Source organism: Rahnella bruchi, assembly GCF_003614975.1.
GTDB classification, from domain to species: domain Bacteria; phylum Pseudomonadota; class Gammaproteobacteria; order Enterobacterales; family Enterobacteriaceae; genus Rahnella; species Rahnella bruchi.
In genome coordinates this window covers 31301-58088 of the sequence record NZ_QZWI01000004.1, presented here as the reverse complement: position 1 = coordinate 58088, position 26788 = coordinate 31301, and the positions used below count along the sequence as shown (strand labels likewise).

The 26788-nt window shown below is 50.9% G+C and carries 25 protein-coding genes and 1 pseudogene; 12 read left to right on the top strand and 14 right to left on the bottom strand.

Annotation, left to right across the window (positions count from 1 at the left end):
- The first annotated feature begins 183 nt into the window (after nucleotides 1-183).
- Genes rstA through D5398_RS10095 form a run of 3 tightly spaced genes read left to right on the top strand, consistent with a single transcriptional unit; the run spans nucleotide 184 to nucleotide 3720 of the window.
- Nucleotides 184-915, top strand: coding sequence for a two-component system response regulator RstA (gene rstA, locus D5398_RS10105; protein ID WP_120507507.1), 732 nt, complete (start codon nucleotides 184-186; stop codon nucleotides 913-915).
- Nucleotides 912-2255: a two-component system sensor histidine kinase RstB gene (rstB, locus tag D5398_RS10100; protein ID WP_120507506.1), complete on the top strand. Its 1344-nt coding sequence runs from the start codon at nucleotides 912-914 to the stop codon at nucleotides 2253-2255. Before rstA ends, rstB begins: the two co-directional genes overlap by 4 nt.
- On the top strand, nucleotides 2239-3720 hold the full coding sequence (locus tag D5398_RS10095) for a carboxypeptidase M32 (RefSeq protein WP_120507505.1): 1482 nt from the start codon (nucleotides 2239-2241) through the stop codon (nucleotides 3718-3720). The genes rstB and D5398_RS10095 overlap by 17 nt, the downstream gene beginning before the upstream one ends.
- Before the next feature lie 73 nt (nucleotides 3721-3793).
- Here D5398_RS10095 and D5398_RS10090 read toward each other — a convergent pair whose 3' ends face one another.
- From D5398_RS10090 to D5398_RS10060, 7 genes are all read right to left on the bottom strand, one after another.
- Nucleotides 3794-6454: a glycoside hydrolase family 78 protein gene (locus D5398_RS10090; RefSeq protein WP_120507504.1), complete on the bottom strand. Its 2661-nt coding sequence runs from the start codon at nucleotides 6452-6454 to the stop codon at nucleotides 3794-3796.
- 46 nt (nucleotides 6455-6500) lie between these two features.
- Complete coding sequence (locus D5398_RS10085) at nucleotides 6501-7799, bottom strand: MFS transporter (protein ID WP_120507503.1); 1299 nt, start codon at nucleotides 7797-7799, stop codon at nucleotides 6501-6503.
- 116 nt (nucleotides 7800-7915) lie between these two features.
- Nucleotides 7916-8785 carry a helix-turn-helix domain-containing protein gene (locus tag D5398_RS10080; RefSeq protein ID WP_120507502.1) on the bottom strand — a complete coding sequence of 290 codons (870 nt, stop codon included), beginning with the start codon at nucleotides 8783-8785 and terminating at the stop codon, nucleotides 7916-7918.
- 249 nt (nucleotides 8786-9034) lie between these two features.
- Nucleotides 9035-9745, bottom strand: coding sequence for a FadR/GntR family transcriptional regulator (locus tag D5398_RS10075; RefSeq protein WP_120507501.1), 711 nt, complete (start codon nucleotides 9743-9745; stop codon nucleotides 9035-9037).
- Between the two features lie 94 nt (nucleotides 9746-9839).
- Nucleotides 9840-10616, bottom strand: coding sequence for an SDR family NAD(P)-dependent oxidoreductase (locus D5398_RS10070; RefSeq protein WP_120507500.1), 777 nt, complete (start codon nucleotides 10614-10616; stop codon nucleotides 9840-9842).
- 10 nt (nucleotides 10617-10626) lie between these two features.
- Nucleotides 10627-12765, bottom strand: coding sequence for a heparinase II/III domain-containing protein (locus D5398_RS10065; protein WP_120507499.1), 2139 nt, complete (start codon nucleotides 12763-12765; stop codon nucleotides 10627-10629).
- Complete coding sequence (locus D5398_RS10060) at nucleotides 12762-14096, bottom strand: alginate lyase family protein (protein ID WP_415838462.1); 1335 nt, start codon at nucleotides 14094-14096, stop codon at nucleotides 12762-12764. Before D5398_RS10060 ends, D5398_RS10065 begins: the two co-directional genes overlap by 4 nt.
- A gap of 265 nt (nucleotides 14097-14361) precedes the next feature.
- Between D5398_RS10060 and D5398_RS10055 the strand changes: the two genes are divergently transcribed.
- On the top strand, nucleotides 14362-16161 hold the full coding sequence (locus D5398_RS10055; protein WP_120507497.1) for a sodium:solute symporter family transporter: 1800 nt from the start codon (nucleotides 14362-14364) through the stop codon (nucleotides 16159-16161).
- Nucleotides 16162-16244: 83 nt separating this feature from the next.
- Here D5398_RS10055 and D5398_RS10050 read toward each other — a convergent pair whose 3' ends face one another.
- The 3 genes from D5398_RS10050 to D5398_RS10040 form a co-directional block, all read right to left on the bottom strand.
- A complete protein-coding gene (locus D5398_RS10050) occupies nucleotides 16245-16472 on the bottom strand; it encodes a YgdI/YgdR family lipoprotein (RefSeq protein ID WP_112290154.1) in 228 nt (75 codons plus the stop codon).
- A 32-nt stretch (nucleotides 16473-16504) separates the two neighbouring features.
- Nucleotides 16505-16738, bottom strand: a complete 234-nt coding sequence (locus D5398_RS10045) for a YgdI/YgdR family lipoprotein (protein ID WP_120133004.1) — start codon at nucleotides 16736-16738, stop codon at nucleotides 16505-16507.
- Nucleotides 16739-16847: 109 nt separating this feature from the next.
- Complete coding sequence (locus tag D5398_RS10040; RefSeq protein WP_244216743.1) at nucleotides 16848-17048, bottom strand: hypothetical protein; 201 nt, start codon at nucleotides 17046-17048, stop codon at nucleotides 16848-16850.
- 295 nt (nucleotides 17049-17343) lie between these two features.
- Between D5398_RS10040 and ycgZ the strand changes: the two genes are divergently transcribed.
- The 4 genes from ycgZ (at nucleotide 17344) to D5398_RS10020 (ending at nucleotide 18663) form a co-directional block, all read left to right on the top strand.
- Nucleotides 17344-17583, top strand: coding sequence for a regulatory protein YcgZ (gene ycgZ, locus D5398_RS10035; protein WP_120507496.1), 240 nt, complete (start codon nucleotides 17344-17346; stop codon nucleotides 17581-17583).
- Nucleotides 17584-17689: 106 nt separating this feature from the next.
- Nucleotides 17690-17983, top strand: coding sequence for a hypothetical protein (locus D5398_RS10030; RefSeq protein ID WP_120507495.1), 294 nt, complete (start codon nucleotides 17690-17692; stop codon nucleotides 17981-17983).
- Nucleotides 17964-18299 (top strand): biofilm/acid-resistance regulator YmgB/AriR, encoded by a 336-nt coding sequence (locus tag D5398_RS10025; protein ID WP_244216742.1) that lies wholly within the window; start codon nucleotides 17964-17966, stop codon nucleotides 18297-18299. The genes D5398_RS10030 and D5398_RS10025 overlap by 20 nt, the downstream gene beginning before the upstream one ends.
- 106 nt (nucleotides 18300-18405) lie before the next feature.
- Entirely contained in the window at nucleotides 18406-18663 is a 258-nt protein-coding gene (locus D5398_RS10020) for a biofilm development regulator YmgB/AriR family protein (RefSeq protein WP_120507493.1), read from the top strand.
- An 87-nt stretch (nucleotides 18664-18750) separates the two neighbouring features.
- On the opposite strand, the gene D5398_RS10015 is transcribed toward D5398_RS10020, so the two are convergent.
- Complete coding sequence (locus D5398_RS10015) at nucleotides 18751-19992, bottom strand: diguanylate phosphodiesterase (RefSeq protein WP_120507492.1); 1242 nt, start codon at nucleotides 19990-19992, stop codon at nucleotides 18751-18753.
- Nucleotides 19993-20739: 747 nt separating this feature from the next.
- Between D5398_RS10015 and D5398_RS10010 the strand changes: the two genes are divergently transcribed.
- The 3 genes and pseudogenes from D5398_RS10010 (at nucleotide 20740) to ttcA (ending at nucleotide 22333) form a co-directional block, all read left to right on the top strand.
- On the top strand, nucleotides 20740-21030 hold the full coding sequence (locus tag D5398_RS10010) for a Bor family protein (RefSeq protein ID WP_120507491.1): 291 nt from the start codon (nucleotides 20740-20742) through the stop codon (nucleotides 21028-21030).
- A gap of 106 nt (nucleotides 21031-21136) precedes the next feature.
- Nucleotides 21137-21352: pseudogene (locus D5398_RS10005) on the top strand (tyrosine-type recombinase/integrase); the annotation flags it as partial.
- A 45-nt stretch (nucleotides 21353-21397) separates the two neighbouring features.
- Entirely contained in the window at nucleotides 21398-22333 is a 936-nt protein-coding gene (ttcA, locus tag D5398_RS10000; protein ID WP_120507489.1) for a tRNA 2-thiocytidine(32) synthetase TtcA, read from the top strand.
- 54 nt (nucleotides 22334-22387) lie between these two features.
- On the opposite strand, the gene D5398_RS09995 is transcribed toward ttcA, so the two are convergent.
- The 3 genes from D5398_RS09995 to D5398_RS09985 all read right to left on the bottom strand — a co-directional run bounded on the left by D5398_RS09995 (nucleotide 22388) and on the right by D5398_RS09985 (nucleotide 25452).
- Nucleotides 22388-23065, bottom strand: a complete 678-nt coding sequence (locus D5398_RS09995) for a hypothetical protein (protein WP_120507488.1) — start codon at nucleotides 23063-23065, stop codon at nucleotides 22388-22390.
- Between the two features lie 285 nt (nucleotides 23066-23350).
- A complete protein-coding gene (gene zntB, locus D5398_RS09990; RefSeq protein WP_120507487.1) occupies nucleotides 23351-24334 on the bottom strand; it encodes a zinc transporter ZntB in 984 nt (327 codons plus the stop codon).
- A 176-nt stretch (nucleotides 24335-24510) separates the two neighbouring features.
- Nucleotides 24511-25452 carry a LysR family transcriptional regulator gene (locus D5398_RS09985; RefSeq protein WP_120507486.1) on the bottom strand — a complete coding sequence of 314 codons (942 nt, stop codon included), beginning with the start codon at nucleotides 25450-25452 and terminating at the stop codon, nucleotides 24511-24513.
- A gap of 119 nt (nucleotides 25453-25571) precedes the next feature.
- Between D5398_RS09985 and D5398_RS09980 the strand changes: the two genes are divergently transcribed.
- Entirely contained in the window at nucleotides 25572-26774 is a 1203-nt protein-coding gene (locus tag D5398_RS09980) for an MFS transporter (protein WP_120507485.1), read from the top strand.
- Nucleotides 26775-26788 lie beyond the last annotated feature (14 nt).

Genomic DNA, 26788 nt, shown 5'->3' with positions numbered 1-26788 from the left:
GTGCTTAAGTTTGAGCAGTTATTGCATGGGCAGACAAAATTTGTCATTTCAGAATTTATCGAAAGTATTTCGCGGAGTTGGAATTAACGCCGCAAAACTGACATGTTCTATTACGCTAGCAGGATGGCGCCGTCAGGCGGGTCACGCTATGCTAATCACCGGATTTCTAAAAGCAGCAAGCCAATGAATAAAATCGTTTTTGTAGAAGATGATGTAGAAGTCGGCAACCTGATCGCCGCCTATCTGGGTAAACACGATATCGATGTTCTGGTGGAGCCGCGAGGCGATACCGCGCAGGCACGCATTGAGAAAGAAAAACCCGATCTTGTCCTGCTGGACATCATGCTTCCCGGCAAAGACGGCATGACGTTGTGCCGCGATTTACGGCCTATATTCCCCGGACCCATCGTATTGCTGACCTCGCTCGACAGCGACATGAACCACATCTTATCGCTGGAAATGGGCGCTAACGATTACATTCTGAAAACGACGCCGCCAGCGGTGCTTCTGGCGCGTTTACGCCTGCATTTACGCCAGAGTCCGGCGCAGACCATTCAAAGCGAGCAACCGGTTCAGACACTGAAAGGCGGCAATGCGCTGCACTTTGGTCAGTTGTGCATTGATCCGGTTAACCGCGAAGTGACGCTGGTCGATGAAACGATTGTGCTCTCCACTTCTGACTTTGATTTGCTGTGGGAACTGGCGACTCACGCTGGCCGCATTATGGATCGCGAAGCCTTGCTGAAAAACCTGCGTGGCGTCAGCTATGACGGGCTGGATCGCAGCATCGACGTGGCAATCTCCCGCCTGCGTCGTAAATTGTACGACAACACCCTGGAACCATTCCGCATTAAAACCGTGCGCAACAAAGGCTATTTGTTTGCCCCTAACGCCTGGGAGTCTCTGCAGGAATGAAAAAGCTTTTCATCCAGTTCTTTTTGTTGCTGCTGGTCTGCTTTATGGTCATGGCGATGCTGGTCGGGCTGGTCTATAAAGTGACCGCAGAGAAAACTGGCCGGCAGTCTATGAACGACCTGATGAAAAGTTCACTCTATTTAATGCGCAGTGAGCTCAGGGAAATCCCGATCAAAGACTGGAATAAGACCATCAATACGCTGGACCTGAATCTGTCTTTCAAACTGCACATTGAACCCCTCGGTAAACGCAAACTCAGCCCGCTGCTCGATCAGCGCCTGAAAGACGGCGAAATCGTCGCACTCGATGATGAATATACGTTTATCCAGCGGGTACCGCGCAGCCACTACGTGCTGGTGGTCGGGCCGATCCCGTATCTGTTTTATATGCACGAAATGCGCGTGCTCGATTTCGTTCTGCTCATGCTCATCGGCCTGTCTCTCGCGTTACCTGTCTTCCTGTGGATGCGTCCGCACTGGCAGGATCTGCTGCGTCTGGAAAACTCGGCGCTGCGCCTGGGCAACGGGCATCTCGACGAGCGCATTGATTTTGATTCGACTTCCAGCCTGAACCGGCTGGGCGTAGCGTTTAACCAGATGGCGGACAACATCAGCACGCTGGTCGCCAGTAAAAAACTGCTGATCGACGGCATCGCGCATGAACTTCGCACACCGCTGGTTCGCCTGCGTTACCGGCTGGCCATCAGCGAAAATCTACCCGAGGCGGAACAAAACGCCATCAACCGGGATATCGGACAGCTTGAAGCGCTGATTGATGAACTGCTGACGTATGCGCGCCTTGACCGGCCGCAGGTGACGCTGAATCTGGAAAAAGTCAATCTGGCAGAATGGCTGGAAGATAAAGTCGATGATTTCCGCATGATCACCGAGCGCACGATCCTTTACGACGCGCCGAAAAACAGCGATTTCGGCGGCGTAGATTTACGCCTGATGGAGCGTGTGCTGGACAACCTGGTCAATAACGGCCTGCGTTATTCGCAGGAAACCCTGCGCGTCAGCCTGTGGCTCGACGGTGAACTGGCCAGCCTGCAAGTCGAAGATGACGGGCCTGGCATTCCGCCGGAAGAACGCCAGCGGATCTTTGAGCCTTTTGTGCGCCTGGATCCTAGCCGCGATCGTGCCACCGGCGGCTGCGGGCTGGGGCTAGCCATCGTTCATTCCATCGCCGTGGCGTATCAGGGGCGCATTGCCGTTGACAGCAGCCCGCTGGGCGGCGCCAGCTTGCGTTTCAGCTGGCCGGTAAAACCCACATTTAATCTGGCTGTTGAACAGCCTAATAATGAAAATCAGGAAGGGAGCCATAATGACCATCGCATATAAAAAACTACACGACACTTTCGCCCGCCTCTCCCGCTTTGGCCATTTATCGGCAATCGCAGGCTGGGACGCAGCCGCTATGATGCCTCCGGAAGGCGGACAAGCCCGTTCGGAAGCGCTGGCGGAACTGAGCGTGCTGACGCATCAGATCCTCACCGCGAAACAAGTGGGTGAATGGCTGGAACAGGCGAGCGGCGAACAGCTTAATGACGTCGAACAGGCAAATCTGCGTGAAATGCGCCGTCATTATCAGCAGGCCGCTCTGTTGCCGGAAAGTCTGGTGCAGGCAAAATCGCTGGCGGGTGCTCGCTGCGAACAGGCATGGCGTATTCAGCGCAAGGGCAACGACTGGGAGGGTTTCGCTGATAACCTGAAAGAAGTGGTGAAACTGAGCCGTCAGGAAGCGCAGTTGCGTTCAGAAGCCGCGGGCATCAGCCGCTACGATGCCCTGCTCGATTTATACGAGCCGGGTATGACGTCGCAAAAGCTCGATGTTCTATTTGGCGATTTGAAAACCTGGTTGCCGGATTTGTTGCAGACCGTGGTCGAAAAGCAAAAATCCGAAACCCGCATTGCGCCGCAAGGTCCGTTTGACATCGAAAAGCAGCGCCAGCTCGGCCTGAAAGTGATGGAACGTCTGGGCTTTAACTTTGGTGCCGGTCGTCTGGATGTCAGTGCGCATCCGTTCTGCGGCGGTGTGCCACAGGATGTGCGTATCACTACGCGCTATAACGAAGAAGAATTCCTCAGCGCCATGATGGGGGTGATCCACGAAACCGGTCATGCGCGTTACGAGCAGAATCTGCCGAAAGATTGGCTCGGCCAGCCGGTCTCCAGCGCCCGCTCAATGGGTGTGCATGAATCCCAGAGTCTGCTGTTTGAAATGCAATTAGGTTGCAGCGAACCCTTCCTGAAATCTGTCTATCCGCTGGTTATCGAGCAGTTCGGTCATCGTGAAGGGCTGGATGAAAGCAACTTCATGAAGCTGAATCAGCGCGTTCAGCCCGGTTTCATCCGTGTTGATGCTGATGAACTGAGCTATCCGGCTCACGTGATTTTGCGTTATGAAATCGAAAAAGCGCTGATGGAAGGCGAAATCGAAGTCGATGATATTCCGGCATTGTGGAACAGCAAGATGAAGGAATATCTGGGCATCAATACAGTCGGGAACTACCGCGACGGTTGTATGCAGGATATTCACTGGACCGACGGTGGTTTTGGTTATTTCCCGACGTATACGCTGGGTGCTATGTATGCCGCGCAGTTGTTCCAGACTGCCAACAAAGCTATTCCAACGTTGCAGGACGATATCGTGCGCGGTGACCTGACGGCGTTGTTCCAGTGGTTGCAGCAAAATATCTGGCAGCACGGCAGCCGTTTCTCAACGGATCAGCTGATTAAGAATGCCACCGGAGAAACGCTGAATCCGGCGTTCTTCCGTGCACATCTGGAAAACCGTTACCTGTAATTTTTCTGCAAATAAAACAAAAACGCCTCCTTTTCGTCAAGGAGGCGTTTTACTGATTTATCTCTTTAACCATTTAATCCGCTACGTGATATTTCAGCCGGTATTCCCCTGAGCCAATCTCTGCGCTAAATCCTTCAGTATTACGGATAAAATCAACACCATCAGCTTCGAGTAGCGCTTCACCGTCTGTCAGCACCAGGGTGGCGGAGGTATTTGCCGGAACCTTCACACACAGACTCACCTCTTTACCACTGACTTCCCAGCGAACGCCTATTGCGCCGTACACTGACTGATAACGAGTTTCCAGCCAGCTCAGGCCGCCGCCGGTCAACGGTTTGATGATGAAATGCTTGAATCCGGGGTGTTCCTCGTCGGCCTCAATCCCCGCCGCCACGCGGTAAAGCCATTCGCCCACCGCGCCGTAGGCATAATGGTTGAAGGAGTTCATATCAGCGCTCCACATACTGCCGTCCGGTTTAATGCCATCCCAGTGTTCCCAGATAGTGGTGGCACCGGCTTTCACCTGATAAAGCCATGACGGGAAATCGTCTTTCAGCAGTAAATTCCAGGCTTCCTTAATGCGCCCATTCTGGCTAAGCGCGTGGCAGAAATACGGTGTGCCGACAAAACCGGTGACCAGGTGACCATCGTGTTCATTGAGCAATTCAACCAGCGTATCGGTTGTTCTCTCGCGAAACGCTTCAGGCACCAGATTGAAATACAGCGCCAGAATGTGCGCGGTTTGCGTTCTGGCAGCCAGTCGCCCGGAAGGCGTGAAGAATTCCTCCTGAAAACGCCTGACAATTGCCTGATGCAGGGCATCGTAATGTTCAAAATCTGCATCACGCTTCAGCACTTTGGCCGTTTTGGCGAACAATTGCGTGGAATAAGCGTAATACGCCGTGCAGGTCAGGTCGTTTGGTGTGGCACCGAAGTAACTCCCCTCTTTGGCGTCCAGCGCCACCCAGTCACCAAATTGTAAGCTGTAGTGCCAGATATGGTTTTCGGCATGTGCCGTCATAAAATCAATCCAGCCTTTCATGCTGGCGTACTGATTTTCCAGCACTTTGGTATCGCCATACATCAGGTACATCGTCCATGGATTGATCACTGCCGCGTCCGCCCACGCCGACGCGGAATGGGTACCGCCTTCAGACAGCAAACGGTCTTTTTCACAGTGCCCGGTGAGGATGTCCGGAATGACATGCGGCACGCCGCCCTCCGGAGTCTGGTCATAACGAAGATCGGTCAGCCATTTGGCAAAGAAATTGCGGGTTTGCATCAGATAACTCGCCGTGCGGCAAAAAATCTGCGCATCCCCCGTCCAGCCCAGTCGCTCATCACGCTGCGGGCAGTCCGTCGGCACATCGACAAAGTTACCTTTCAGCCCCCACAAAATGTTGTGGTGCAACTGATTCAGTTGCGGATTTGAACAGGCGAAATAGCCGGTCTGCTCCATCGCAGAATGCAAAACAATGGCCGTAAAGTTTGTCAGATCCAGCCGTGCCGGGTACTCCTCCACTTTTACGTAGCGGAAACCCTGCCAGGTAAAGTGCGGATGCCAGGTTTCCTCGCCTTCACCTTTAAGCACGTATTCCGTGCGCTGCGTGGCCGTACGCAGATTATCCAGATACACATTGCCGTCAGCATCCAGCACTTCAAAATGGCGCAATACCACTTTATCGCCCGCATTGCCGCGAACGTTAAACTCCACCCAACCACTGAGGTTCTGCCCGAAATCAATCACGGTGTCGCCTTGCGGCGTGGTAATCATCTGAACAGGTTTGAGTTCTTCCATTTTTCTCACGGTGTTACTTCCCTGCGCAACCAGCGTAGATTTTTCATGCGTCATCAGACTCACCGGACGCCAGCCATCCCCGGAGAAACCTTTCTCGCACCAGCCTGATACCTCCCTGCGCGCATCATAAATTTCACCGTCATAAATTTCTGAAAAAATAATGGCAGAATCATGGGCCTTCCAGCTTTCATCGCTAACCACAATATCCTGCGTTCCATCTTTGTAATTAATGATCAGCTGTGAAATAAGCGCGGTTTGTTCGCCATAATAATTACGATGACGACTGAAACCCATATCTCCTTTATACCAGCCAGCGCCCGTTATCGCGCCAAGGACATTTTCACCCTTGTTCAGATATCCGGTCAGATTATAGGTCTGATAAAGTAAGTGATTGTGATAACTCGTCCAGCCCGGCGTCAGGGCATCTTCTCCGACTTTAAGACCATTAAGATGTAATTCATAAAGCCCCAGTGCGCTGACATGAATAAACGCTGACTGAATTTCTTCCGCACGGTTAAGGACAAATGATTTGCGCAATAAAGTGCCTGCGGAATGAATTTTATCTGCGGGCTTTTCGCCAGAAATGAAATCAGCCAGCCACTCGTGAGGATAAAGTACGCCGGAAATCATTTCTGCCGCCGAACTCCAGTTGCTGGTTTCGCCCTGATCATCCCGCACCTGCACACGAATAAAATAACGCTGCGAGGAGGTCATCATCAGTTCGGTCAGGGTGACATTATTTGAATGCTCGCATTGCTGCCATTCACTATGAAGCAAAATATTATCGAAGCTCTTTTCATGACTGACCTGGATACGGTACGCAGTTTGACGGACATTTCTCCTGGGACTTTCAATTTCCCAGCCCAGCACAGGAAGTTCCTGTACGCCTGATAATGCGGATTCCTGATTCAGTGTAAGTCTGGTGACTGCGAGCATAATATGTGACTCCTCGTGTAATTCTCATGAGCGTTGAAATGCATAATTAAAGTTGTTTTACAGCAGATACCGGATATTCAGAGGCTGATTCTTTAATAAGCACACCGGCTTCGCTGTTAAATTCGTTTCGTTGTTTGCCGTGGAAACAGATCCAGCCGATGAACAATCCGCAGGCCACTGTCGCGGATAACAAGGTATAAAGGACCTGAGGACCGGCATTGAGCAGCAGCGGCGTAATAAATGCCAGTACGCCGCATAATAATCTTGAGACCGCGACGATCACGCCTTGTGCAGTAGACCGCAGCATGGTCGGAAAGGATTCCTGCGACCAGACTTTCATTATTCCTTCGAAAGCCAGACCACTGCCTATTGCCGTGAAGAATAAACAGCAGAACCAGGACGCCGGAGAGAAATTAAATATTACCGGCAGGAAGAATCCACCCGCGAAACAAAAGGCACCCAGAATAAACACGGGAATACGTTTTGACGTATCGACAAACCGCATAAACATGATCCCGGAAAATACTCCGACCGGCATCGTCAGCAGATTCCACATCGAGTTTTGTTCGACGGAAATTCCCACCACATTGACCGCAATATACGTCCCGAACTGACCGCCGGTATTCGCAGCCAGATTGGTAAATGCATAGAACACGCACAGAGCAACAAAAGGCCACAGGTATTTTCCGTGCAGGAGATCTTTAAATGCTGCTTTTTGTGCACGAACCGTCACGATTCCGGCGCGGCGTTCATTACGCGCGGTCAGCCACAACGGCGATTCCGGGATTGTGCAGCGTAAAACCAGCAAAACAACGGCCACGGTGCAAACATGCAGATACATAATCTGTGCGCCAGGCCGCCCCCATCCGCCCACAATGGAGGAGATCGCCATCGTCGTGCCGATACCTAAAAACCACAGCAGGTTCGACAACCCGATAATCTTGCCGCGATTTTTATCAGTTGCTGCTTCGGCAATAGTTGCCAGCGAAACCGGTAAATCAGCTCCGGTTGCCAGCCCGACCAGCAAGGTACCGGCCAGCAGCAGCGGGAAGGTATCGCCGAACGCCAGCAGCAAGGTGCCGGTGATGATCATCGCCATCGTGGCAATAAACACTTTACGCCTGCCGTAACAATCGCCCAGCCTTCCACCCGTGAGTGCGCCGAGCGCAATGCTCAGTGTTAATATTCCGGAAAGTATGCCTATCTGAACAACAGTAGTGCCGATCGTTTTCTGATATATCACCAGCGCAGTTCCGTTGGAAACAATAGCGGCAGAATCTATATATGACGCCATACCGGAAACCACCCCGACGTACCAGGGATTAAGTTGTTTAGTGGTTGACATAATAATGTCCTTCAGAGGTGACGGTGAATTAATAAGTCGGTGAGAGATCCTTTCTTTTACTTTTATTATGGTTTTTGTTATTACTTTTAATAAGGGGGTTTTATAAAAATCACTGCCTAATTACCCTGTGTTGCAATGACACTATTACTCACCCGCATCCGTTCCTGAGTGGGTGTGCGGTCAAACTGTTTCTTATAAGCCTCCGTCAAGCGGGAGGGGGTGGAAAACCCACATAGCGTTGCTATTTTCCCGATAGTTAGATCTGAGGTGCGTAATAGCTCCTGTGTTTTCAATAAACGGTAGCGTTGTTGAAACTTTTCGGGTGTATATCCGGTGATCTCTTTTATAAACCGGAACATAGTTCTTTTCGCGACACCGCTTTCTTCACACAAATAATCCCAGTTAATATTGCACGTGTAATTTTCGCGTAAATAGTTCAGCAGATGGCGCTTACCGGAATCCGTCGGAGTGGCCCGGCATTCCCTGCGAGTGGAGCACTGATACAGCATAACCATCATCGATAACAGATAAGACTCCGCCATAGCAAAGTAAGCTTTATCATATCGGGCGTCACACTGACGGGTTATCTTATCAGTCAGTTCGATAACTTGTGCCAGTTCCTCATCTGTTAATCCGGCACGTCTCTTTTTCATCGACGCCGTATATTCTTTAATGCCCGCCGTCAGCTCTCCAATATTATTGATGAAATGAAATGACCTTTCTTTGTGTAACAGAATATTAGTGATAGACAACTTATTGGTGGATTCATAACAGTGAACATCATGCGCACTGACGATGAAAAAATCGCCCTTGTGGATAAATTCCGCCTGATCGTTAATGATATGAAACCCGCTGCCATTGCGCACTATTACCAGTTCATCGAATTCATGACCGTGTACATCTTCCATCGACTGACGGTTCATATCAAATAAACTAAAAGCATGTTCTTCGGAAAGAAAGAAATCACTGACTTTAAGTATTTTCATGCATTCACCGGGCTTATAATTAATATTATCGATTGGCAATTTTCGAGCATCATTAAATATATCCTGTCGATAAAAATATTAAACCGTAATAATTATGACAAGTCTATACGATGAACTGGCACTGTGGCGTAACCCCCCGTGACATTTGTTTCATTTTTGTATCAGAAATCCCATATCCGGATCACATGACATAAAAAAGCGCAGGCTACGCTGCGCTTGCGGGAACAGATTAGAATGATGTTGATGATGTTAAGTCTGATGCAACCGGTGCTTATGCCCTTTCATCAGGCTCAGCGACGCTGAAAATGCGGCACCTTCGTCTCCGGCCATAATCGCTTCATAAATCCTTTTATGCTCATTCAGGCACATGCCCCCTTCTTTTGAGGAATACTCAAAGAACCATTTAAAAATGGTGGTCAGCACGTTGCCAAACGGCACGTAAAAACAGTTGCCGGAGGCAATAAAGATCATCCGGTGAAATTTGGTATCGATATCTACCCACTGCTCAGCATCAAAATTTTCAGCGACATGGCACATCTGGCGGTAAATCCGCGAGAGTTCAATGCGCTGTTCTTTGCTGGCATTAACGGCGGCCAGCGCGGTCGCGTGCGGCTCAATGGCTTTGCGAAATTCCAGAAACTGGTGATAGATTTCTTCTGTCGCTTCCATGCCCTGCATCCATTCCAGCAGCTGCGGATCGAGCATGTTCCATTGCGCGCGCTCTTTAACGCGGGTACCAATTTTAGGACGCGACTCGAGTAATCCTTTCGAGGTCAGCAATTTCAGCGCCTCACGCAGCGCGGTGCGGCTGACGCCAAACTGTTCGCCCAGTTCAATTTCACTCGGCAAAATGGCTCCCGACGCCAGTTCACCCGACAGAATTTTGCGTGCGATATCACGGGCGATATGCGTATTCAGGCCACGGGTCATGCCTGCGGCTGTTTCAAACTGCATCGTCATAGTCTTCCCTTTTTACTGTGCAGATTGCCGACATCATAGTTCAGGCGACGGCGCGCTGCATGCGCCCGCCGCACTGAAACATCCAAACTGTGCGCTACGGCGCCATCTGGCCGCCATTGACGTCTAATATCTGTCCGGTGATGTAACCGCTACAGGCGTGCGAAGCGAAAAACAGGTACGACGGAGCCAGTTCTTCAGAGGTACCGAAACGCCCCATCGCGATGGAACCGGAGATTTTCTCGCGCACTTCTGCACTTTTATCTGCGTGAAAAACGGTATCAATGGTACCCGGCGAAATGACGTTGAAGCGAATGTTGTCTTTAGTGAATTCCTTCACCCAGTTACGGTGAACATTGTGCAGCCAGGCTTTTGAAGCCGCGTACAGACTGGCTCCCGGCCCGCCGCCTTCGCGTCCGGCAATCGAACCAGTGCTGATCACCGACGTGGTTTTACCACTCTGTTTCGCCGCATGCCGTAAATGCGGGATGGCAAATTTTGTCACCATCAGCGCCGAACGGGCGTTTAAATCCATGACATGGTCGTAAAATTCGTCGTCGATGTTTTCCAGCCCCTGACGTCCGCCCAGACCGCCCGCGTTATTGATAAGCACGTCGATGCCGCCAAAACGTTCGACGAAGTTTGCCACCAGCGCTTCGCACTCAGCCGATTTCGTCACATCTGCGCCAAAGTACGCCACTTCGCCGCCGTTTTTGGCAATCTCCGCCGCCAGTTTATCGAGACTGGCATCTTGGCGATGGCCGTTGATCCCGACCTTCGCACCCGCCGCAGCAAATGCCTGCGCCGCGGCAAGACCGATACCTTTGGTTGAACCGGTAATCAAAACACGCTGACCTTTCAAATCGTTAAACATAATGACTCCTTTATGATTCAGGGATGTTCAGAGGTGAGACGGATTGCCACGCCACGCTGAAAGCGTCTTCCGCTGCCGGTGCGGCGCAGTTACTGATGCGAACGTTCAACGTCCGGTTGGCGGCAAAGAAAATATTCAGTTCGGTTTGTTCATCGTCATGGCTGACCACGCTGATACGCTCCACCTTGCCACGTGCATCGATGGAGGTTTCGGTCGCTTCATCGAAATAGCCGTGAGTTTCAAACACGCTGGCAAAAATAGCGTTCGTGCCGTGCGTTCGTAGCAGTAAAGCCGGTTCGCTGCGCAGATTGAAATGCGGATCGGTCGCACCGGTGCGCGCCATAATCAGTTCGCCGCCTTTCGGGAAGGCGCTGACCAGCGTGTGGTAACTGTCGCCATCGAGCCAGCTGAATAACGCCGAATCACCGGCTGCAATTTGCGCACGCGCGCAATCCCATAAATGCTGATAGCCATGTTCTTTGCCCAGCGGTTTCAGCGTGTTTGCTGCTTCCAGCGCAACGTCTGTGCGGACAAACTGACCGAGATGATGCAGGCAATAATCGTAACGATGTGGCTGTGCGCTGTTCAGCCGGAAGACGTCCACTATCAGGGGTGATGACAGTTCCGGCAGGCTGAGCATCAGTACCGTGCGTTGCTGGTCGACGCCTTGCGTGTAGTTTTTCAGCCGGGCGCTCATGCCCTGTTCTGCCGGATTTTTCGTCACGAAGAAATGCGGTTCGCCCCAGCGTTTTTCGGCCTCCAGACTGTCGCCTTTATTTTGACTTAGCCCGTCAACCACCACGGTGTTATGAGCAACGGTTTGCTTGCAGTAACTGTTGTTTTCAGGAATATAGCGCCCGCCGAATTTTGGCTCGACGTTCACCCAACGACCAAAGCCATAATCTCGCAGGAATTCGCTTCCGCGGCTGAAAAGGCTGAGATGCAGGCCGTCAAAGTGACCGTGATTCAGCGCCGAATGCAGGCGGGGAATGCTGCCATGCTGCCCGTACCACAGCAGCGCCATGTCCTGACTTTCTGCAGCACTGCGCAAAATCCCGATGCCGCCCTGCGTCCCTTCGGGGCCATCACGCAGTTCAACGCTGCCCCAGTTCAGGGGTTGCGCAGGCGATTTTTGCAACGCGGCGGATAAGTCCAGCGCGGCGGCGCTGACCCAAACGGTGTGCTGTTGTTGCGCGGCAGCAATCCACTGCGGATTGTGACCGTAACGGGAATAACAGACGCTGGCGGCGATCACCGCACCGTCATCGCAGATATTGATGGTTTTGGATGAATCATTCAGCGCAGGCCAGGTGCCGTCGGGGAAAGCCGTCTGCATCAGGGCTTCGCAGGTTTTGCGGATGATCTGATCGCGGAACGGGTAAATCTCTAATTCTGGCTGACGGCGTTCAATCGCCTCGCTCAGTAACAGAAGCGGCCGCAGCGCGAAACGGTGATAGTACGGCCCTTCGATGTAATAACCGTCCGGTGAAAAAAGCTGACTAAGCTGGGCAAAGAATCCGCCGCTCTCACTGTCACCTTTCAGGCCGTACAGCGCCTTTTCCACCAGCGAAGAATCGCCCAGCACATATCCGCTGATGGCCGCAGCCGCTACCGACCAGATACCGTGATTATGTACAATATCAAAATCTTTGGTATGCCGGTGCAGCGCATCATCCGCCATCACGCGAAACACATTAGCTTCGATATGTTCCCGCTGTGCGGCGTCGAGTGACGGCATCAGGCAGTGATAGCCTTCAACAGCGTACAGCCAGAACATGTTTTCGTTCAGCGTCTGATGAAACAGGCGACCAGGCGAATTACTGTCCTTGCTGGTCGCACTGCCAAGCGTCGGATAAACAGCGGCATAACCGTTCAGCAGCGCCAGCGCATAATCAAAATATCGTGGCTCATGGGTGATCAGAAATAAACGTCCGGCCAGGTTTATCCCCAGATAATTTTGCTTGTGCTGCGTATGCTCCGGACCACCCGCTTCGCCATGACCGGGAATGTTCAGCGGTTGCGCGAGCATCTTTTCCAGCGTGGCAATTTGCGCCCGCAGCGCAGCGCCCAGCAGAGAATCCGCATCCCGCTGATCACGGAGTTTCTCCGCCTCGCTGTGACTTATCAGCAACGGCTGCCAGTGATTCATTTTTTATCCTCCGGCGCATGTGGCGCAACATATCCCGCCGCAAACGATGGCAGGGAAAGCAGCCAGGTTTCGCTTTCGGCCTCCATTACCGCTCCCCGCGTGACGTCTTCGTGATAGCCACCGGAAGCGGATTTCGCCACTGGCGGTAAGGTGAATGTCGCGCTGCGGATTTGCTGCTCATAGCGCTTTTCGCCGGTAGAATTATCCGCCCAGGAAAGTAACGGCACGGGACGTACGCGGATCTGATCAAGAGATTTGTAGGGCCACGGCACCGCCGGATCGGTAAAGCGCGCCATGAAATCGAGCGATTTGAGTACGCTGCCACCCTGCGGCGTCTGGTAATGCCAGAGGTCGATACCCTTTTTTTGCGCCAGCACCGCCATCATGCTGATCGCCTGTAAATTGAAATAGCTGTAATGGAAAGAACGTGTGCGCGCCAGTTCGGCAGGCTGCGTGCCGTCGGGTTTCAGTTGCACATCCAGCTTACTTTTCATCAGATTCGCCATGTCGCCAATCACCGTGTTATCGCCCAGATACCACGCAATACCCGAAACCTGTGTCACATACCAGTTGCCGTGATTGTTCTGCGTGCGCCCTTCTTTCTTCGCGATTTTGCTGCCCTGCAACCATGTCAGATAATCGCGCATCCACCCGCGCATTTGCTGTTCGTCATTGTCCGTCCACGCAGGATTGCCGCGCAGCAGCACCAGCGAATCCACAATGCGGGTGGAAAAATAGCGGCCATCCAGCACACCGGCGTTGCGCCCCGGCGAGATGCCCGGCACGCCCTGCGCGAAATTCAGATTCGGGTTCATGCGTGTTTGTGGCGTGATAAACCAGGTGCGCAGCAGGCTGGCGGCTTTATCCGCGTATTTCTGTTCGCCGGAAAAATACCAGGCCAGCGTCAGGTTCTGCACACGTGCGGTAAAATCAGCCAGCCGCACGCCGTCACTTTGATCGTTTTTACTGGCGGGATTTACATGACCATCTTTGCGGATCCACGGCAGACCGTCAGGTTTACTGTCGTCCGGCCACCAGTACGCACTCAGACTGAGATAGTCATGTTTCGAGCCGCCCGGCGGGGTCAACCCTTTGTCGGTCACGCTCAGTTCAGGTTTTTTCAGTGCGGAATCTGCCGCCGCCAGCAGATGCTTATACGCTTCGGTGGTCTGCGGCGCAGCCGTGTGGTCGCGCAATTGCTGACGGACAACGACCATTTGCGCCGTATTCAAAAATGCCGGTTCTGCTGCCATTGCGCCCGCAGAGCCTGTCATCAGCGCCAGTAGCAGCATCGCACCAGCGGTCATTCCGTTCACATTTCTGGACTGCATTAACTTCATGTTTTCTCCCGGCTCCCCACCGTTGTCCCGATGAAATTTCGCGCTTTAGTCATACTAATAAAGCAACGAACTTTAAATTTTGCCAGTCAGAATTGACTGAAAACCCCACAACACGCCTAATAAGTGACCGAAATCACAATTCGATAACAAACTAAGCATTTCTTATTTGTCCGACTTTTAATTTCATTTCTCTCTTCTACGCTTGCTCAATACATAACCAAAAATATCTCACCCTACAAACGAGAGAGTCACGACAATGGATATCAACGTTCTGGTCATGATCGGTTACTTCGTCTTAATGATTGCCATCAGTTATGCGTTCAAAAAGATGGCGTCCGGCTCCTCGAGCCACTATTTTCGCGGTGGCGGGCGAATGCTCTGGTGGATGGTCGGCGCGACTGCCTTTATGATCCAGTTCAGCGCCTGGACGTTTACCGGCGCAGCCGGTCAGGCTTACCGGTACGGTTTTAACGTGGTCAGCGTTTTTGCCGGTAACGTGTTCGGCTATCTGCTCGCCTGGTGGTGGTTCGCCGCCCGCTTCCGCCAGCTACGCGTTGATACTGCCACAGAGGCGATTAACCATCGTTTCGGTAAAGGTAACGAACAATTTTTCACCTGGATGATTATCCCCCTGAGCATCCTCAGTGCGGGCGTATGGCTGAACAGTCTGGCGGTATTTGCCAGCGCAGTATTCCAGCACGACATTACGCTGACATTATGGGTGACGGGCATCGTGGTGCTGGTGATTTCGCTGCTGAGCGGCGCGTGGGGCGTGGTGGCGAGTGATTTCGTGCAGACGCTGGTGGTCGCGATTATTTCCATCGCCTGCGCCGTTGTGGCGTTGTTTAAAGTCGGCGGGCCGGTGAAACTGGTGACGGAATTCCCTTCCGGTTTCATCACCGGTCCGGACGTGGGTCCGCATTATATTTCCCTGCTGGTGGCCTGTTTCCTGTTCTTCTTTATCAAGAACGTGCAGAGCATTAATAACCTGCAAGACTCCTACCGTTTCCTTAATGCTAAAGACAGTTTCAATGCCAAAAAAGCGGCGCTGTTTGCGCTGGTACTGATGCTGGTCGGTACCATTATCTGGTTCATTCCGCCGTGGGCTGTGGCGATACTTTATCCTGACGCGGCAACCGCACATCCGGAGCTGGGCAAAAACGCCACTGATGCGGTGTATCTGATTTTCGCCGAGCGCGCGATGCCGATGGGCACCGTTGGTTTGCTGATGGCCGGATTGTTCGCCGCCACCATGTCTTCGATGGATTGCGCGCTGAACCGTAATTCGGGGATTTTTGTGCGCAGTTTCTGGACACCTATCGTTAACCGCAACAGCGAGCGCAGCGATAAATATCAGCTCCGCGTCGGTCAGATTGCCTGCGTGGTGAACGGCGTGTTGGTCATTTTAGTCGCGCAATACATGCACACCATGCAGACCGTCAGCCTGTTCGACCTGATGATGAAAGTCGGCACACTGATGCAGGCACCGATTGTCGTGCCGCTGTTCCTCGGCGTGTTTATCCGTAAAACGCCGGACTGGGCGGCGTGGGTCACTGTGTTGTTTGGTTTATGCGTGTCTTACGTGGTAGCAAATCTGTTTACCGCGCCGGATGTCGCCCGTCTTCTGGGCATCACCCTGACGAAACGTGAACTGCTGGATGTGGCAATTATGTGGAACATCTTTGCGCATCTGGTCTTTACCGGCGGGTTCTTCTGTCTTACCACACTGTTCTATCGTGAAAAAGCATCAGCGAGAGACGCCCAGCGCCAGAAATTTTTCACCGACATGGACACGCCGGTGTATGCCGACCACGAACAGGATGAGTTTGACCGGTTACAGCGCGATAAAATCGGCCGGATTTCAATGTACATGGGTGCAGGTTTACTTCTGATGGTGCTGGTGCCGAACCCACTCTGGGGGCGGATCCTGTTCCTGCTGTGTGCCCTGTCCATTCTGCTTTTCGGCTGGATTTTACATCGCAGCGCGGAGAAAGGCATGAAAGCCGCACAGGCCGAAAAAGCATTGAAGCGGAATGTGGCGACGTCGCAGAGATAGAGCGGCTTCCCGCAATTGATGTCATAAAAAACCCGCCTTATCAGCGGGTTTTAATGTCAGACAAAAATGATTGAGCACCGGATTTACTTCGGAAGTTCTGTAACCTGTTTCACTTCAGTTTTGCTGATCTGCTGTTTTACACCGTTGGCATCGGTATATTCCAGCAAGCCGGAATCGGCTTCTTTTGGTTTGCCGTCACTGATGATGGTTCGCGCATCATTCGTCTGGATGGCATAACTGGTGCGCGTGCAGCCAGACAAAGCCGCCACACATAACACTGCCGCTAATGGTAAAAGTAATGTCCTATTCATGATCCTCTCCTTTGATACGTTTCCCGGATAAATCAGTTATCCAGTTCGCTCATGTTTTTAACCTGGTCGCGATTAATCTGTTCGGTCTTACCGGTTTCCGCGTTTTTATAGGACACCAGACCTGTATCGTCATCTACCTGAGGTTTCCCGTCCGTCACGATGGTTTTTCCGTCCGTCGTTTTAATAGCCTGGTTCGAAGCACAGCCAGCCACAAATAAAATTGAGACGGCAGCCAGCGATGCGGCGATTAGGTTATTCCTCTTCATACATTTCCTCCTGAAAGGTGTTCTGACTTAACGATTAGCTAATTAAGTATAGTCACTCTTTCCGAAGGCTTTGGAAAATAGGATAAACGGAAGTTCCATGGTCATTTAATCACCGGCCTTTAAGTCGTTCGATAGCCAGTTGCAGTGCATCATTAGGTTGGCCAACGGCATCAACCGCCTCTTCCTGAACACGATCCAGCCACAGAGCGACCCGCTCACGGCTGATTTCCTGGCCGCTTTGCGCAAACATAAGACAGCACTCGCCCACCATGCGGCAGGCTTCCTCAAAGGCCACTTTTGAATTTTCCACCGTTAGCTCCAGATAACACCAAAAAGGTCACTCTTTGTTTAACGGCAGTTTTTGAAAAAAGTTGCCTCTTTTTACCCAACCTTTACCATAATGTTTTCTGAATGTTGTTTAACGGACGAGGTAAGATCAGGGTTTCGGTCACAAACCGTCCCAATTCAACCGGTTCGCGATTAAGAATAATCTGTATTCATGTCACTTATTCCTAAAAATACCTGTACAACTTTCGACATCTTGTATAACTTTATAGTCACACAAGTAATCATTAACTACGCACACATTAACATGAGGATATGTCATGCGTCAGAACCAGCACGATGGAATGTCACCAGAAGCCTCCCCTTCTATATACAGTCAGGGTTTTTCTAGAGAGGAAACAATGGGACGCGTTGTGGTTGAAATTCTGGAAGCAGGCAAAAATCTCAATCGTAAAGCATTATGTTCGAAACTTTTGAATCGTGTTGAATCCGCAGGCAGTGGAGAAGAGGAAAAGCATTACATGAAGCTAATTCGTCTGGTTCTTGAGCGTGATTCATAATCAGTTGAGATAATGACGTAATTCCCAACGGAATAAAGTAATAACTCTGAACCTTAAGTTAATCTGCCCAAGACCATTGGTCAGCATATATTCAGAGGCTGATAATATGTATAGAAGCAACGAAGAAAAATTAACGGATAAACTGATTGGTGAGGCAGTAATATCCTTACTTAAATCGAAAAGTCCAATATCAATCGACAGACTCATTAAGCAATTACAGTTTATGGCTGTAAGCGCTGACAACTTAAATCGAAAAAGCGCCCTGGAGCAGATCATTAATGAGATGCGCCACGATCAGGCTGATAAGCGTGCGCGTGTCAGTTATGAGGTACGGGACGTCGACAATGTACGACACTTTTTCAATGCTGAAGGGCCGTCCGATGACCAGAAAAAACATTGATACATCAAACGAATGCGCAGTAAGCCACAATGATTCGGTTGTATCAAATCAATCTCAGTCGATGACAGACGCAGTCAGTCAAACAGGTATTTATAAACATTTTTCTAACGTGAGCGAACTCTATTCCAGTGAAGCTGAAGTTCTGGGTGCCGCAATTCGTCTTATTCTGGCGAATAAAGGTACGGTGACCAATAAGGCCATCATACTGCACCTGATTAATCAGCTTGAAACCACATCAGATGTTGTACAGCTGGATATTCTGCGCGGCGCGCTGGAAATGGTCGTAGGCATGACGCCTGACGATTCAGGATTTTGACCCTTAAAGAACACCCGCTTTATCATTAATGTCTTGTGCTCAGTCACTGACTTCTGGCGCGGAAATTTATCAACGATTAACAGTAACAACTGCGGAGGGTATTAAAATGCAAGACGTGTCTTATACTCCTGTCACATTGGCTGATTATATTCTGGCAGAAGACCCTGAGCTTCTGTTGGAAAACGAAACAGTCATCCGTCTTTATAAAAACTTAAAAAAACAAAAAGAAGTTGTTACTCATAAAGATATTATTCTTAATCTGATTCAGAAGATTGAGCAGGAAAGTGATGCAGATAAGCAGGATGTTTATCTGGCAGCACTTGAATATGTCGTTTACCGCACCCCTGATGATGATATTTTATAAATAAGCAGCAAAGCATGATTAAACGAGCGCGGCAAATAGCATTTGCCGCGCTCGTTTGTTTAAACTTCATGCGTATCCTGCATGTTTTCAGAAAGCCTGCTGGCCTGACTGATATTCATAGGTGACTTCCGGCCATGTGACCACCGGCGTTCCCTCCAGTCTCGGCTCAGCAAACAGCTCGCCCTGGAAATTACACACCCCAGCCGCATCCAGCCACATCCACTCTTCCGGTTTTTCAACACCCGTCGCGATAACTGAGATTTCTAACGCAGAGCAGAACCTGATGATGGCCTGAACGACGGCCTGTTTCGGTCCGCTGGCATGGATGTCACAAATCATATTGCGATCAATCATAATTTTGTCGGGCTGGCATTGAGTCAGCAGTAACAATCCCGCAGAGCCTGCACCGAAATCATCAATCGCCAGACGCATCCCCGAGGCTTTTAGATGTTTCATCGCAGTTGAAAACTTATCTTCACGCGTGATGACACCGTTCTCGGTGATTGCCACCACAATTTGTTCAGGTACCAGTCCGCTGGCGATTATCTCATTGACCAGAAATCCTACCGCATCCGGCATCATCACCAGCGTCATAGGCAAGAGTTTGATTGAAAGCGTTTTGTCGCTGATCCCCATTTGCTTCGCCATGGCAAACGCCAGTTTTTTAGTCTTGAGATCTGCCTCATAAATTGTGGTTCCGGAGAGCCGGGAATAATACTCCATCGCGGAACCCCCTTCCGGCCCGCGGATTGTCGCCTCATAAGAAATGATCTCGCGACTCAGCGGGTCTACAATCGGCTGGAAGGCAAAATTGTAGTCCTGCATTTCAGGAAATATAAATTCTACTTGTGGTTTCAGGGGCTCACCGGCGATGAAAGACCAGGAATCCGCCGGAAGAATTTCGAGGTAATTTTCCTTCTCACGCGCCTGCACAAAAGTGCATAAGAATTGAAGCGCCCGGTCTTCATAAGTGAGCCGGTATTTAGACGTTCCTCTGTCAAGAACCGCCTGAAGCACGACATCTTCGTTATGATGGCGCAGGTCAAAAAGCTCCATCCCCACATTGCCGAAGCGGCGGGACGGCGCATAGTCACGCATGAGAACAACCACGTTGTGATGCCGTTGATCCTGACAAATCGAACCATAGAGGGCATCGACTGCCTCTTCCGGCCCTTCCAGCAACTGGAAGAAGTGCATCCCGTCAAAAAGCAGGATCCCGGTAATGCTTAAAAGTTCGTTGTTAACATTGGCTTGCGACACCATTTCTGCCAGTGAGGCAGACTTTACATGTTCACTGATGTGGCTGCGATAAACGAGGGTTAAAAGCATCGGATGTTTCCAATGAGATCTGGTTCAGGCCCTCAGGTTAGCAGAAATTGCATTTAGGGAAAATTCCTAACCGTTCATTTTCTTAATTTTCCGCGTTAGTAACATCGTGCTGCCAGCGTCTGTGCAGCATATCGATTTATTTTCTATTACCGAAGTAATAGCATCAATTAAAAACCCTGCTAATTCAAAATATTCATTTTATTAAATTATACGGTTTCCCTATAAATTATTGCGTTTTCGCAAGGTATTTCACACTGATGGCCGGTAAATTGAATTATGAGGTGATTGATTTAACGTAAATCAATCACCTCTGTAATAAAAAATATATTTTATTAGTTAAGGGATGAGAATGAAAAAATTACTGGCAATTATCTTCGTGACCGTTTTCGGTTTGATGAGCCTCTCCGTTAGTGCATGTCCTAAAGGCGAGCACCCGCATGGAGGCACAGGATCGCACCACAAAGGTGGGTATTGCGAATAATTATCTGTGCATCTTAATACTCATTGTCAGCGGCTTCTATCTAATATTCTGAAGCCGTTTATTTTAATGCTTATCATTCAGCTATTAACCTTTCAGCAACCTTAGAAATTCCTTAAAACAACAAATAAAAACACCCTTCATTACATACTTCAACACGAAGTAAACCAGAGAGTTTAATAACTAAAAATAACGAGTGGTCGGATATGTAAAGCCCCCTGCAAGAAAGAAACTATGGTTTCACTTCTTTATTATCAATATGAGTTATTATGAAAAAAATAATGATCGCGGTTCTTGCAGTAACAGCATTGTCAGGTTGTGCTCAGCAAACATTTAAGATCCACGATGATGTCGCCGTACAGCCCGCCCACGTGACCAAACAAGCTTTCTTCGTTAATGGCATCGGGCAGGAACACACTATAGATGCAGCCCTAATCTGCGGCGGCGCAAATAAAGTTGTTCGTACAGAAGTGCAGGAATCCGGTATGGATGTGCTGCTTCGTGTTGTCACGCTTGGCATATACACGCCTCGCGAAGCCAGAGTGTATTGCGCGAAATAATTATCGCGAAAGTGAGTGTATCAATACCTGCTGTGCTGACTGTAAAGTGGGTCAGCAGGTTGTCATTTGCCGCCACCTTTTACCACCAAACCCTTCCCTTTCTTAATCCGCTATAAAACGCGCTGACATTCGGCGGCGTAATCCGTATCATACGCGCCACACTTACGCGTGCTGGATGTTAACTGCGGGGGCTAATCCCTCTTTTATTGCCGCGCCGATGGGTCATGAAACTGCCCAGATGGTCTATGAGATCTATTCAGCCTGGATTCAGGAAATGAATGGCGAGCAGATCAGCATGCTAAACCAGAAACTCGCATTGTAGGCCGTGCCCCTACAGTGCCCCTAAATGAATAAAGCGCTAACTAAAATGCAAGAAAATCAAACAGATAATAGAAGTGTGCAATACAATCTGAATAAATTACAAAAACGCCTGCGCCGTGACGTGGGTAAAGCGATCGCTGATTTCGGCATGATCGAAGAAGGTGACCGTATTATGGTTTGTCTTTCTGGCGGGAAAGACAGTTACACCATGCTGGAAATTTTGCGCAATCTGCAACAAAGCGCACCGGTGAATTTCTCACTTATTGCGGTTAACCTGGATCAGAAGCAACCAGGGTTCCCTGCGCATATTCTGCCGGAGTATCTGGAAACGCTTGGCGTGGAATACAAGATTGTCACCGAAGACACCTATTCCATCGTTAAAGATAAAATTCCGGAAGGTAAAACAACCTGCTCTCTGTGCTCACGTCTGCGTCGCGGGATTTTATACCGCACCGCCAGTGAACTGGGTTGTACTAAAATTGCGCTGGGTCACCATCGCGATGACATTCTGCAAACCTTGTTCCTCAATATGTTCTACGGCGGCAAGCTGAAAGGAATGCCACCAAAACTGATGAGTGATGATGGCAAACACATTGTGATCCGTCCGCTGGCGTACTGCCGCGAGAAAGACATCGAGCGTTTCGCAATTGCGCGTGAATACCCGATCATCCCTTGTAACCTGTGCGGCTCGCAGCCAAACCTGCAGCGTCAGGTTATCGGTGACATGCTCAATGACTGGGACAAAAAATACCCTGGCCGTATCGAAACCATGTTCAGCGCGATGCAAAATGTAGTGCCTTCACATCTGAATGACATGAATCTTTTTGATTTCAAAGGGATTAAGCATGGTGGCGAAGTGATTGACGGCGGAGATCTGGCTTTTGACCGTGAAGATATCCCGATGCAACCTGTTGGCTGGCAGCCGGAAGATGATGAAACCACTTCACCGGTTGAGCGTCTGAACGTGTTAGAAATTAAATAATTTCCACGCCCGTATCTGCATCTCAGAAGCCCGCTTACGCGGGCTTTTTCATTTTCAGGCCAGCGTAAAAGTGTCAGTCCAGTTGTAATTGGTCATGACCAGTTTCACCGGCAGGCTGAGTGAACCAAAGTTTTGCTGCTGGTTGTGCAGGAAGAACTCCCGCAAAGCCGACGGTAAATATTGCGCACTGTAGCGCATAAGCGTGCTGTGCCAGAAAATTTGGGGGATCTCAGTATTCGGAAATCGCTCACGTATTTTCCCCGCCCACTGCGTAGTGAGGAGATGGTCCACCAGTGCCTGCCGCACACGTAAACTTTCTTCATCAGGAAATCCGGCCAGCAGCAGCTGATCCGGTAATGCAATCAGTCGCAAATCGCTGATATGCATTATATGACCACGGCAGTGCTGGTTAAAAATTTCAATCAGCCCGTCGAGATCTTCCGCATCTTTAGGCCGATCGTAAAGCGCCTGCGTGACGGCAAAAAAGGTAAAGTGCAGGCCATCCGGTGGCGCGACATCAGCCAGTGCATCGCCCTGCGCCGCCTTTGTGATATCTGCCAGTAATCCGCTCATCGACGGCCCGGCGCGGTTGCCGCTGGTGATGGCCAGACGATCCGGATGATAAAAAGGTTCAGTCCTGACAACTCCCGTTCCCGTATGCTCGTGCCAAACATTCAGCGTTTTATGGTTCGTATTTTCATATGCCTGAAGAATCATTTCCCTGGTATGCAAAGCAAACTCCTGTTTTGTCCAAAAGTGAGCGCAACCCGGCAAAAGTGCCTGACAGTGCTCTTCACAGAGCGATAAACCTCAAAAAGATTGAGCGAAATCAACATTAGAATCGCGGAATCGGTGCAGTATCTATTTCGCAGGTGAATGCAACGTCAAGCGATGGGCGTTGTGCTCCATATTGTCTTATTTCCAAATTTTTAGAATTAATGCATAGCACAATTTAATTCGAACGACGCCGGTCTTATGACCGGCTTTTTTTTTGCTTTTTTTCAGCAGGTTAACGACTTATAACCACCGGCTTTTCTTCATCCACAACGCCACGCCGCCACCTAATGCCACCAGACAGGCACAGAAAATCCCGAAACCAAACGGTGACGTATTACCCGGAATGCCGCCTAAGTTAACGCCAAACAGGCCAGTCAGGAATGTCGCTGGCAGGAAAACCATCGCCAGCAGCGACATGGTATAGGTACGACGGTTCAGGGAGTCGGCCATCAGCGAGCTGATTTCATCCGACAACACTGCTGTACGCGCAATGCTGGCATCGAGATCATCCAGCCCGCGTCCCAGACGATCGGAGATTTCCTGCATCAGACGGCGATCATCGTCATTCATCCACGGCAGACGTTCGCTGGCCAGACGGGAAAACACATCGCGCTGCGGCGCCATATAGCGGCGTAAAACGATGAGTTGTTTGCGCAGCAGCGCCATCTGACCGCGCTCCGGCACCTGCTGTTCCATCAGGTCATCTTCAATATCGATGATGTTGTCATGCAAATCTTCGATAAAATTACTGGTCTGATCGGTCAGCGCATCGCAAATTTCCACCAGCCAGCGGCCGGTATTCTTCGGCCCGCTGCCGGATTTCATATCACTGAGCATCTCCTCCATCGAGAACACTTTCCGGTGTCGCGTAGAGACGATCATTTTGTCCGTGAGATAAACGCGAATAGTGACCAGCTGATCAGGGCGCGAATCCGCATTGAGGTTGATACTGCGCAGCGTGATTAACGTACCTTCCCCCACACGCACCACTTTTGGACGAACGCTGTCACCGGCCAGCGCCTGACGCACGGTATCGGGTAGCACAGGCGTGCTGTTAATCCACTGCTCACTGGCGGGGAGTGTGTAGTCCAGATGCAGCCAGCAGGGCTTTTCTTCGCTGGCGACGCATTGCGGGCTGATATTATTCACCCCGCCCTGACCGTCCATCTGCAAGGCGTAAACCGCATCTGAAACTTGTAATTCTTTTCCCTTAATAACTTCCACGATATTCCTCGCTTTTCTGCGTTATCTTTTTAAGTCTAGCGTTAAGTCACTGAAATTCAAAAAGTCAGATCAGGGTGAATTCACGCACCTGAATGCATTGCCAGATCATGCCACCGGATTTGGAAAAAGGTGTTAAGGCAACTCTGTTTAATGTTTCGCGATATAGCAGAATATTTCTATCCGCCCGGTGCCTGCATTTCTGCCAGTTCCGGCATGACGCTGCGCATCATTTCAAGAAATTTCCGCAGCCGCGCCGGATAATAACTGGAATACGGATACACCAGATATACCGGCAGCGGCAAAGCATTCCAGCCCGGTAATACGCGCTGCAAACGCCCTGCTTCAAGGTCTTCTTTCACCACCCATGCGGAAACTATGCCCGCGCCTAATCCCGACAGCGCGGCTTTACGTACGGCGTATAAACTGTCCGTCGCCAGACGTGGCACGATGGGACAACTTTCCATATGCCCGTCATTATCGTGGCGCAACGTGACGTCATTTCGATAAAAAGTACTCAGGGAAATCCAGGGCAAGTCTTTCAGTTCGCTGACCCGTCTGACTGGATTTTGCTGTAATAATTCCGGTGTCGCCACCACGATGCGCGGCACTTCCGCCAGCAAGATGGCCACCATTGATGGATCCGGCACATTTCCGACCTGAATCGCACAATCGATATCTTCGGCGATAAAATCCGGCGTGCGGTCGTTGAGCATCCAGTCCACCGAAAGATTCGGATATCGCTGCAAATAACGGGTTAACGGCGCAATAAGCTGATCCTGCCCGAACGCGTGCGGCGCGCGTACCCGTAAAATCCCAACCGGTGCATCCCCTGCGCCGCTCAGTTGGTCTTCCAGCGCCGCCCAGCGTTCCAGCACGAGTTTTGCCTGTTCATAGCAACGTTCACCATCGTCGGTAAGCTTCATGGCATGCGTGGTGCGCAGGATCAGTTTCGCGCCAAGCAGGCGTTCGAGCGACTGCAAACGACGGCTGACCGTCGGCTGGCTGGTGCTCAGCTGCACAGCGGCTGCGGAAAGGCTGCCACTTTCAACAATCCGCACAAAAGTCTGCATCAGATCGATCCGGTCAATGCCGCTGGTGATGGGGGTCTGGACGGGCATGCTCATACGCCTCACGTATAACTGTTTTACCTTTGTGCAGGCTACCACTTATAACCAATTCCGTGAAGAATGCTTTCAACGCGCACCACCCGTGAACTCATTCATCAGGAAATTACGTTATGTCAGAACTCTCTGGTACTACCGCTGTTAACGACTCAGCCCTTTCCGGCAAAATCATTTTTACTCTGGCCGCCGGTGCCGGGCTCAGCGTCGCTTCGATTTACTACAGTCAGCCGATGCTCGGCATTATGGGCGGAAATCTCAACGCCAGCACCACATCGGTCGGGTTGATCCCGACGCTGACACAGGCCGGATATGCGCTGGGCATTTTATTTCTCATTCCGCTGGGCGACCGTCATGACCGCCGTACCATTATTCTGCTGAAAAGTATTTTACTGGCCGCCGCCCTGCTGCTCTGCGGATTTGTGCCGGGCATTCACGGTCTGCTGGTGGCCAGTTTGATCACCGGTATTGGTGCGACAATGGCGCAGGATATCGTCCCGGCATCAGCGCATCTTGCCCCGCCGGCGCAGCGCGGAAAAACGGTCGGCACGGTGATGACCGGCCTGCTGGTCGGGATTTTGCTCTCGCGGGTGTTAAGCGGTTTTGTGGCAGAGTATTTCGGCTGGCGGGTGATGTATCAGCTGGCTGCGCTGAGTGTTGCGCTGATTGGCGTGGCGCTGTGGCGGGTTCTGCCACGCTTCACGCCGGATACGCGCATCAGTTATGCCGGTCTGCTGCATTCGATGTTTGGTTTGTGGAACAGTTACAAAACGCTGCGCCATGCGGCACTGGCTCAGGGTTTACTGTCGGTGGCGTTCAGTGCTTTCTGGTCAACGCTGGCAATTATGCTTAACGAACAGTTCCATCTTGGCAGTGCTGTGGCCGGTGCATTCGGGCTGGCAGGAGCCGCAGGTGCACTAGCCGCGCCGCTGGCAGGTGCGTTAGCGGATAAAAAAGGCCCGGAGCGTGTCACTCAGATGGGTTCAGCGCTGGTAATGGTGTCTTTTGCGGCGATGTTCCTGCTGCCGCTGTTGTCGCCACATGCCCAGCTGGCGCTAATTGTGCTGAGTGCCATCGGTTTTGACTTAGGTATTCAGGCCACGCTGGTTGCGCATCAGACATTGGTTTACGGCCTTGAACCTGCGGCACGCGGCAGACTGAACGCCCTGCTGTTCACTGTCGTATTTATCGGCATGTCGGCTGGTGCGGCTTTGGGCAGTAAAGCGCTGGAAGCCGGTGGTTGGTCAGGCGTGGTGATGCTGGCGACCATCGCCGCAGGTGCCGCGTTACTGGTTCGTCTGTTCAGCCGTAAACGCTGAGCGGTGAGATAAAA

Excerpts from the sequence above, each read along its gene's own strand:
- D5398_RS10090 (WP_120507504.1), bottom strand. The coding sequence starts at position 6,454 with ATGCTCGCAGTCACCAGACTTACACTGAATCAGGAATCCGCATTATCA.
- D5398_RS10030 (WP_120507495.1), top strand. The coding sequence starts at position 17,690 with ATGTATAGAAGCAACGAAGAAAAATTAACGGATAAACTGATTGGTGAG.
- D5398_RS10085 (WP_120507503.1), bottom strand. The coding sequence starts at position 7,799 with ATGTCAACCACTAAACAACTTAATCCCTGGTACGTCGGGGTGGTTTCC.
- D5398_RS10095 (WP_120507505.1), top strand. The coding sequence starts at position 2,239 with ATGACCATCGCATATAAAAAACTACACGACACTTTCGCCCGCCTCTCC.
- D5398_RS09985 (WP_120507486.1), bottom strand. The coding sequence starts at position 25,452 with ATGCCCGTCCAGACCCCCATCACCAGCGGCATTGACCGGATCGATCTG.
- D5398_RS10025 (WP_244216742.1), top strand. The coding sequence starts at position 17,964 with ATGACCAGAAAAAACATTGATACATCAAACGAATGCGCAGTAAGCCAC.
- D5398_RS09980 (WP_120507485.1), top strand. The coding sequence starts at position 25,572 with ATGTCAGAACTCTCTGGTACTACCGCTGTTAACGACTCAGCCCTTTCC.
- D5398_RS10015 (WP_120507492.1), bottom strand. The coding sequence starts at position 19,992 with ATGCTTTTAACCCTCGTTTATCGCAGCCACATCAGTGAACATGTAAAG.
- D5398_RS10050 (WP_112290154.1), bottom strand. The coding sequence starts at position 16,472 with ATGAATAGGACATTACTTTTACCATTAGCGGCAGTGTTATGTGTGGCG.
- D5398_RS10055 (WP_120507497.1), top strand. The coding sequence starts at position 14,362 with ATGGATATCAACGTTCTGGTCATGATCGGTTACTTCGTCTTAATGATT.
- D5398_RS10045 (WP_120133004.1), bottom strand. The coding sequence starts at position 16,738 with ATGAAGAGGAATAACCTAATCGCCGCATCGCTGGCTGCCGTCTCAATT.
- ttcA (WP_120507489.1), top strand. The coding sequence starts at position 21,398 with ATGCAAGAAAATCAAACAGATAATAGAAGTGTGCAATACAATCTGAAT.
- D5398_RS10020 (WP_120507493.1), top strand. The coding sequence starts at position 18,406 with ATGCAAGACGTGTCTTATACTCCTGTCACATTGGCTGATTATATTCTG.
- D5398_RS10070 (WP_120507500.1), bottom strand. The coding sequence starts at position 10,616 with ATGTTTAACGATTTGAAAGGTCAGCGTGTTTTGATTACCGGTTCAACC.
- D5398_RS10060 (WP_415838462.1), bottom strand. The coding sequence starts at position 14,096 with ATGCAGTCCAGAAATGTGAACGGAATGACCGCTGGTGCGATGCTGCTA.
- rstB (WP_120507506.1), top strand. The coding sequence starts at position 912 with ATGAAAAAGCTTTTCATCCAGTTCTTTTTGTTGCTGCTGGTCTGCTTT.
- D5398_RS10080 (WP_120507502.1), bottom strand. The coding sequence starts at position 8,785 with ATGAAAATACTTAAAGTCAGTGATTTCTTTCTTTCCGAAGAACATGCT.
- D5398_RS10065 (WP_120507499.1), bottom strand. The coding sequence starts at position 12,765 with ATGAATCACTGGCAGCCGTTGCTGATAAGTCACAGCGAGGCGGAGAAA.
- rstA (WP_120507507.1), top strand. The coding sequence starts at position 184 with ATGAATAAAATCGTTTTTGTAGAAGATGATGTAGAAGTCGGCAACCTG.
- ycgZ (WP_120507496.1), top strand. The coding sequence starts at position 17,344 with ATGCGTCAGAACCAGCACGATGGAATGTCACCAGAAGCCTCCCCTTCT.
- D5398_RS10010 (WP_120507491.1), top strand. The coding sequence starts at position 20,740 with ATGAAAAAAATAATGATCGCGGTTCTTGCAGTAACAGCATTGTCAGGT.
- D5398_RS10075 (WP_120507501.1), bottom strand. The coding sequence starts at position 9,745 with ATGACGATGCAGTTTGAAACAGCCGCAGGCATGACCCGTGGCCTGAAT.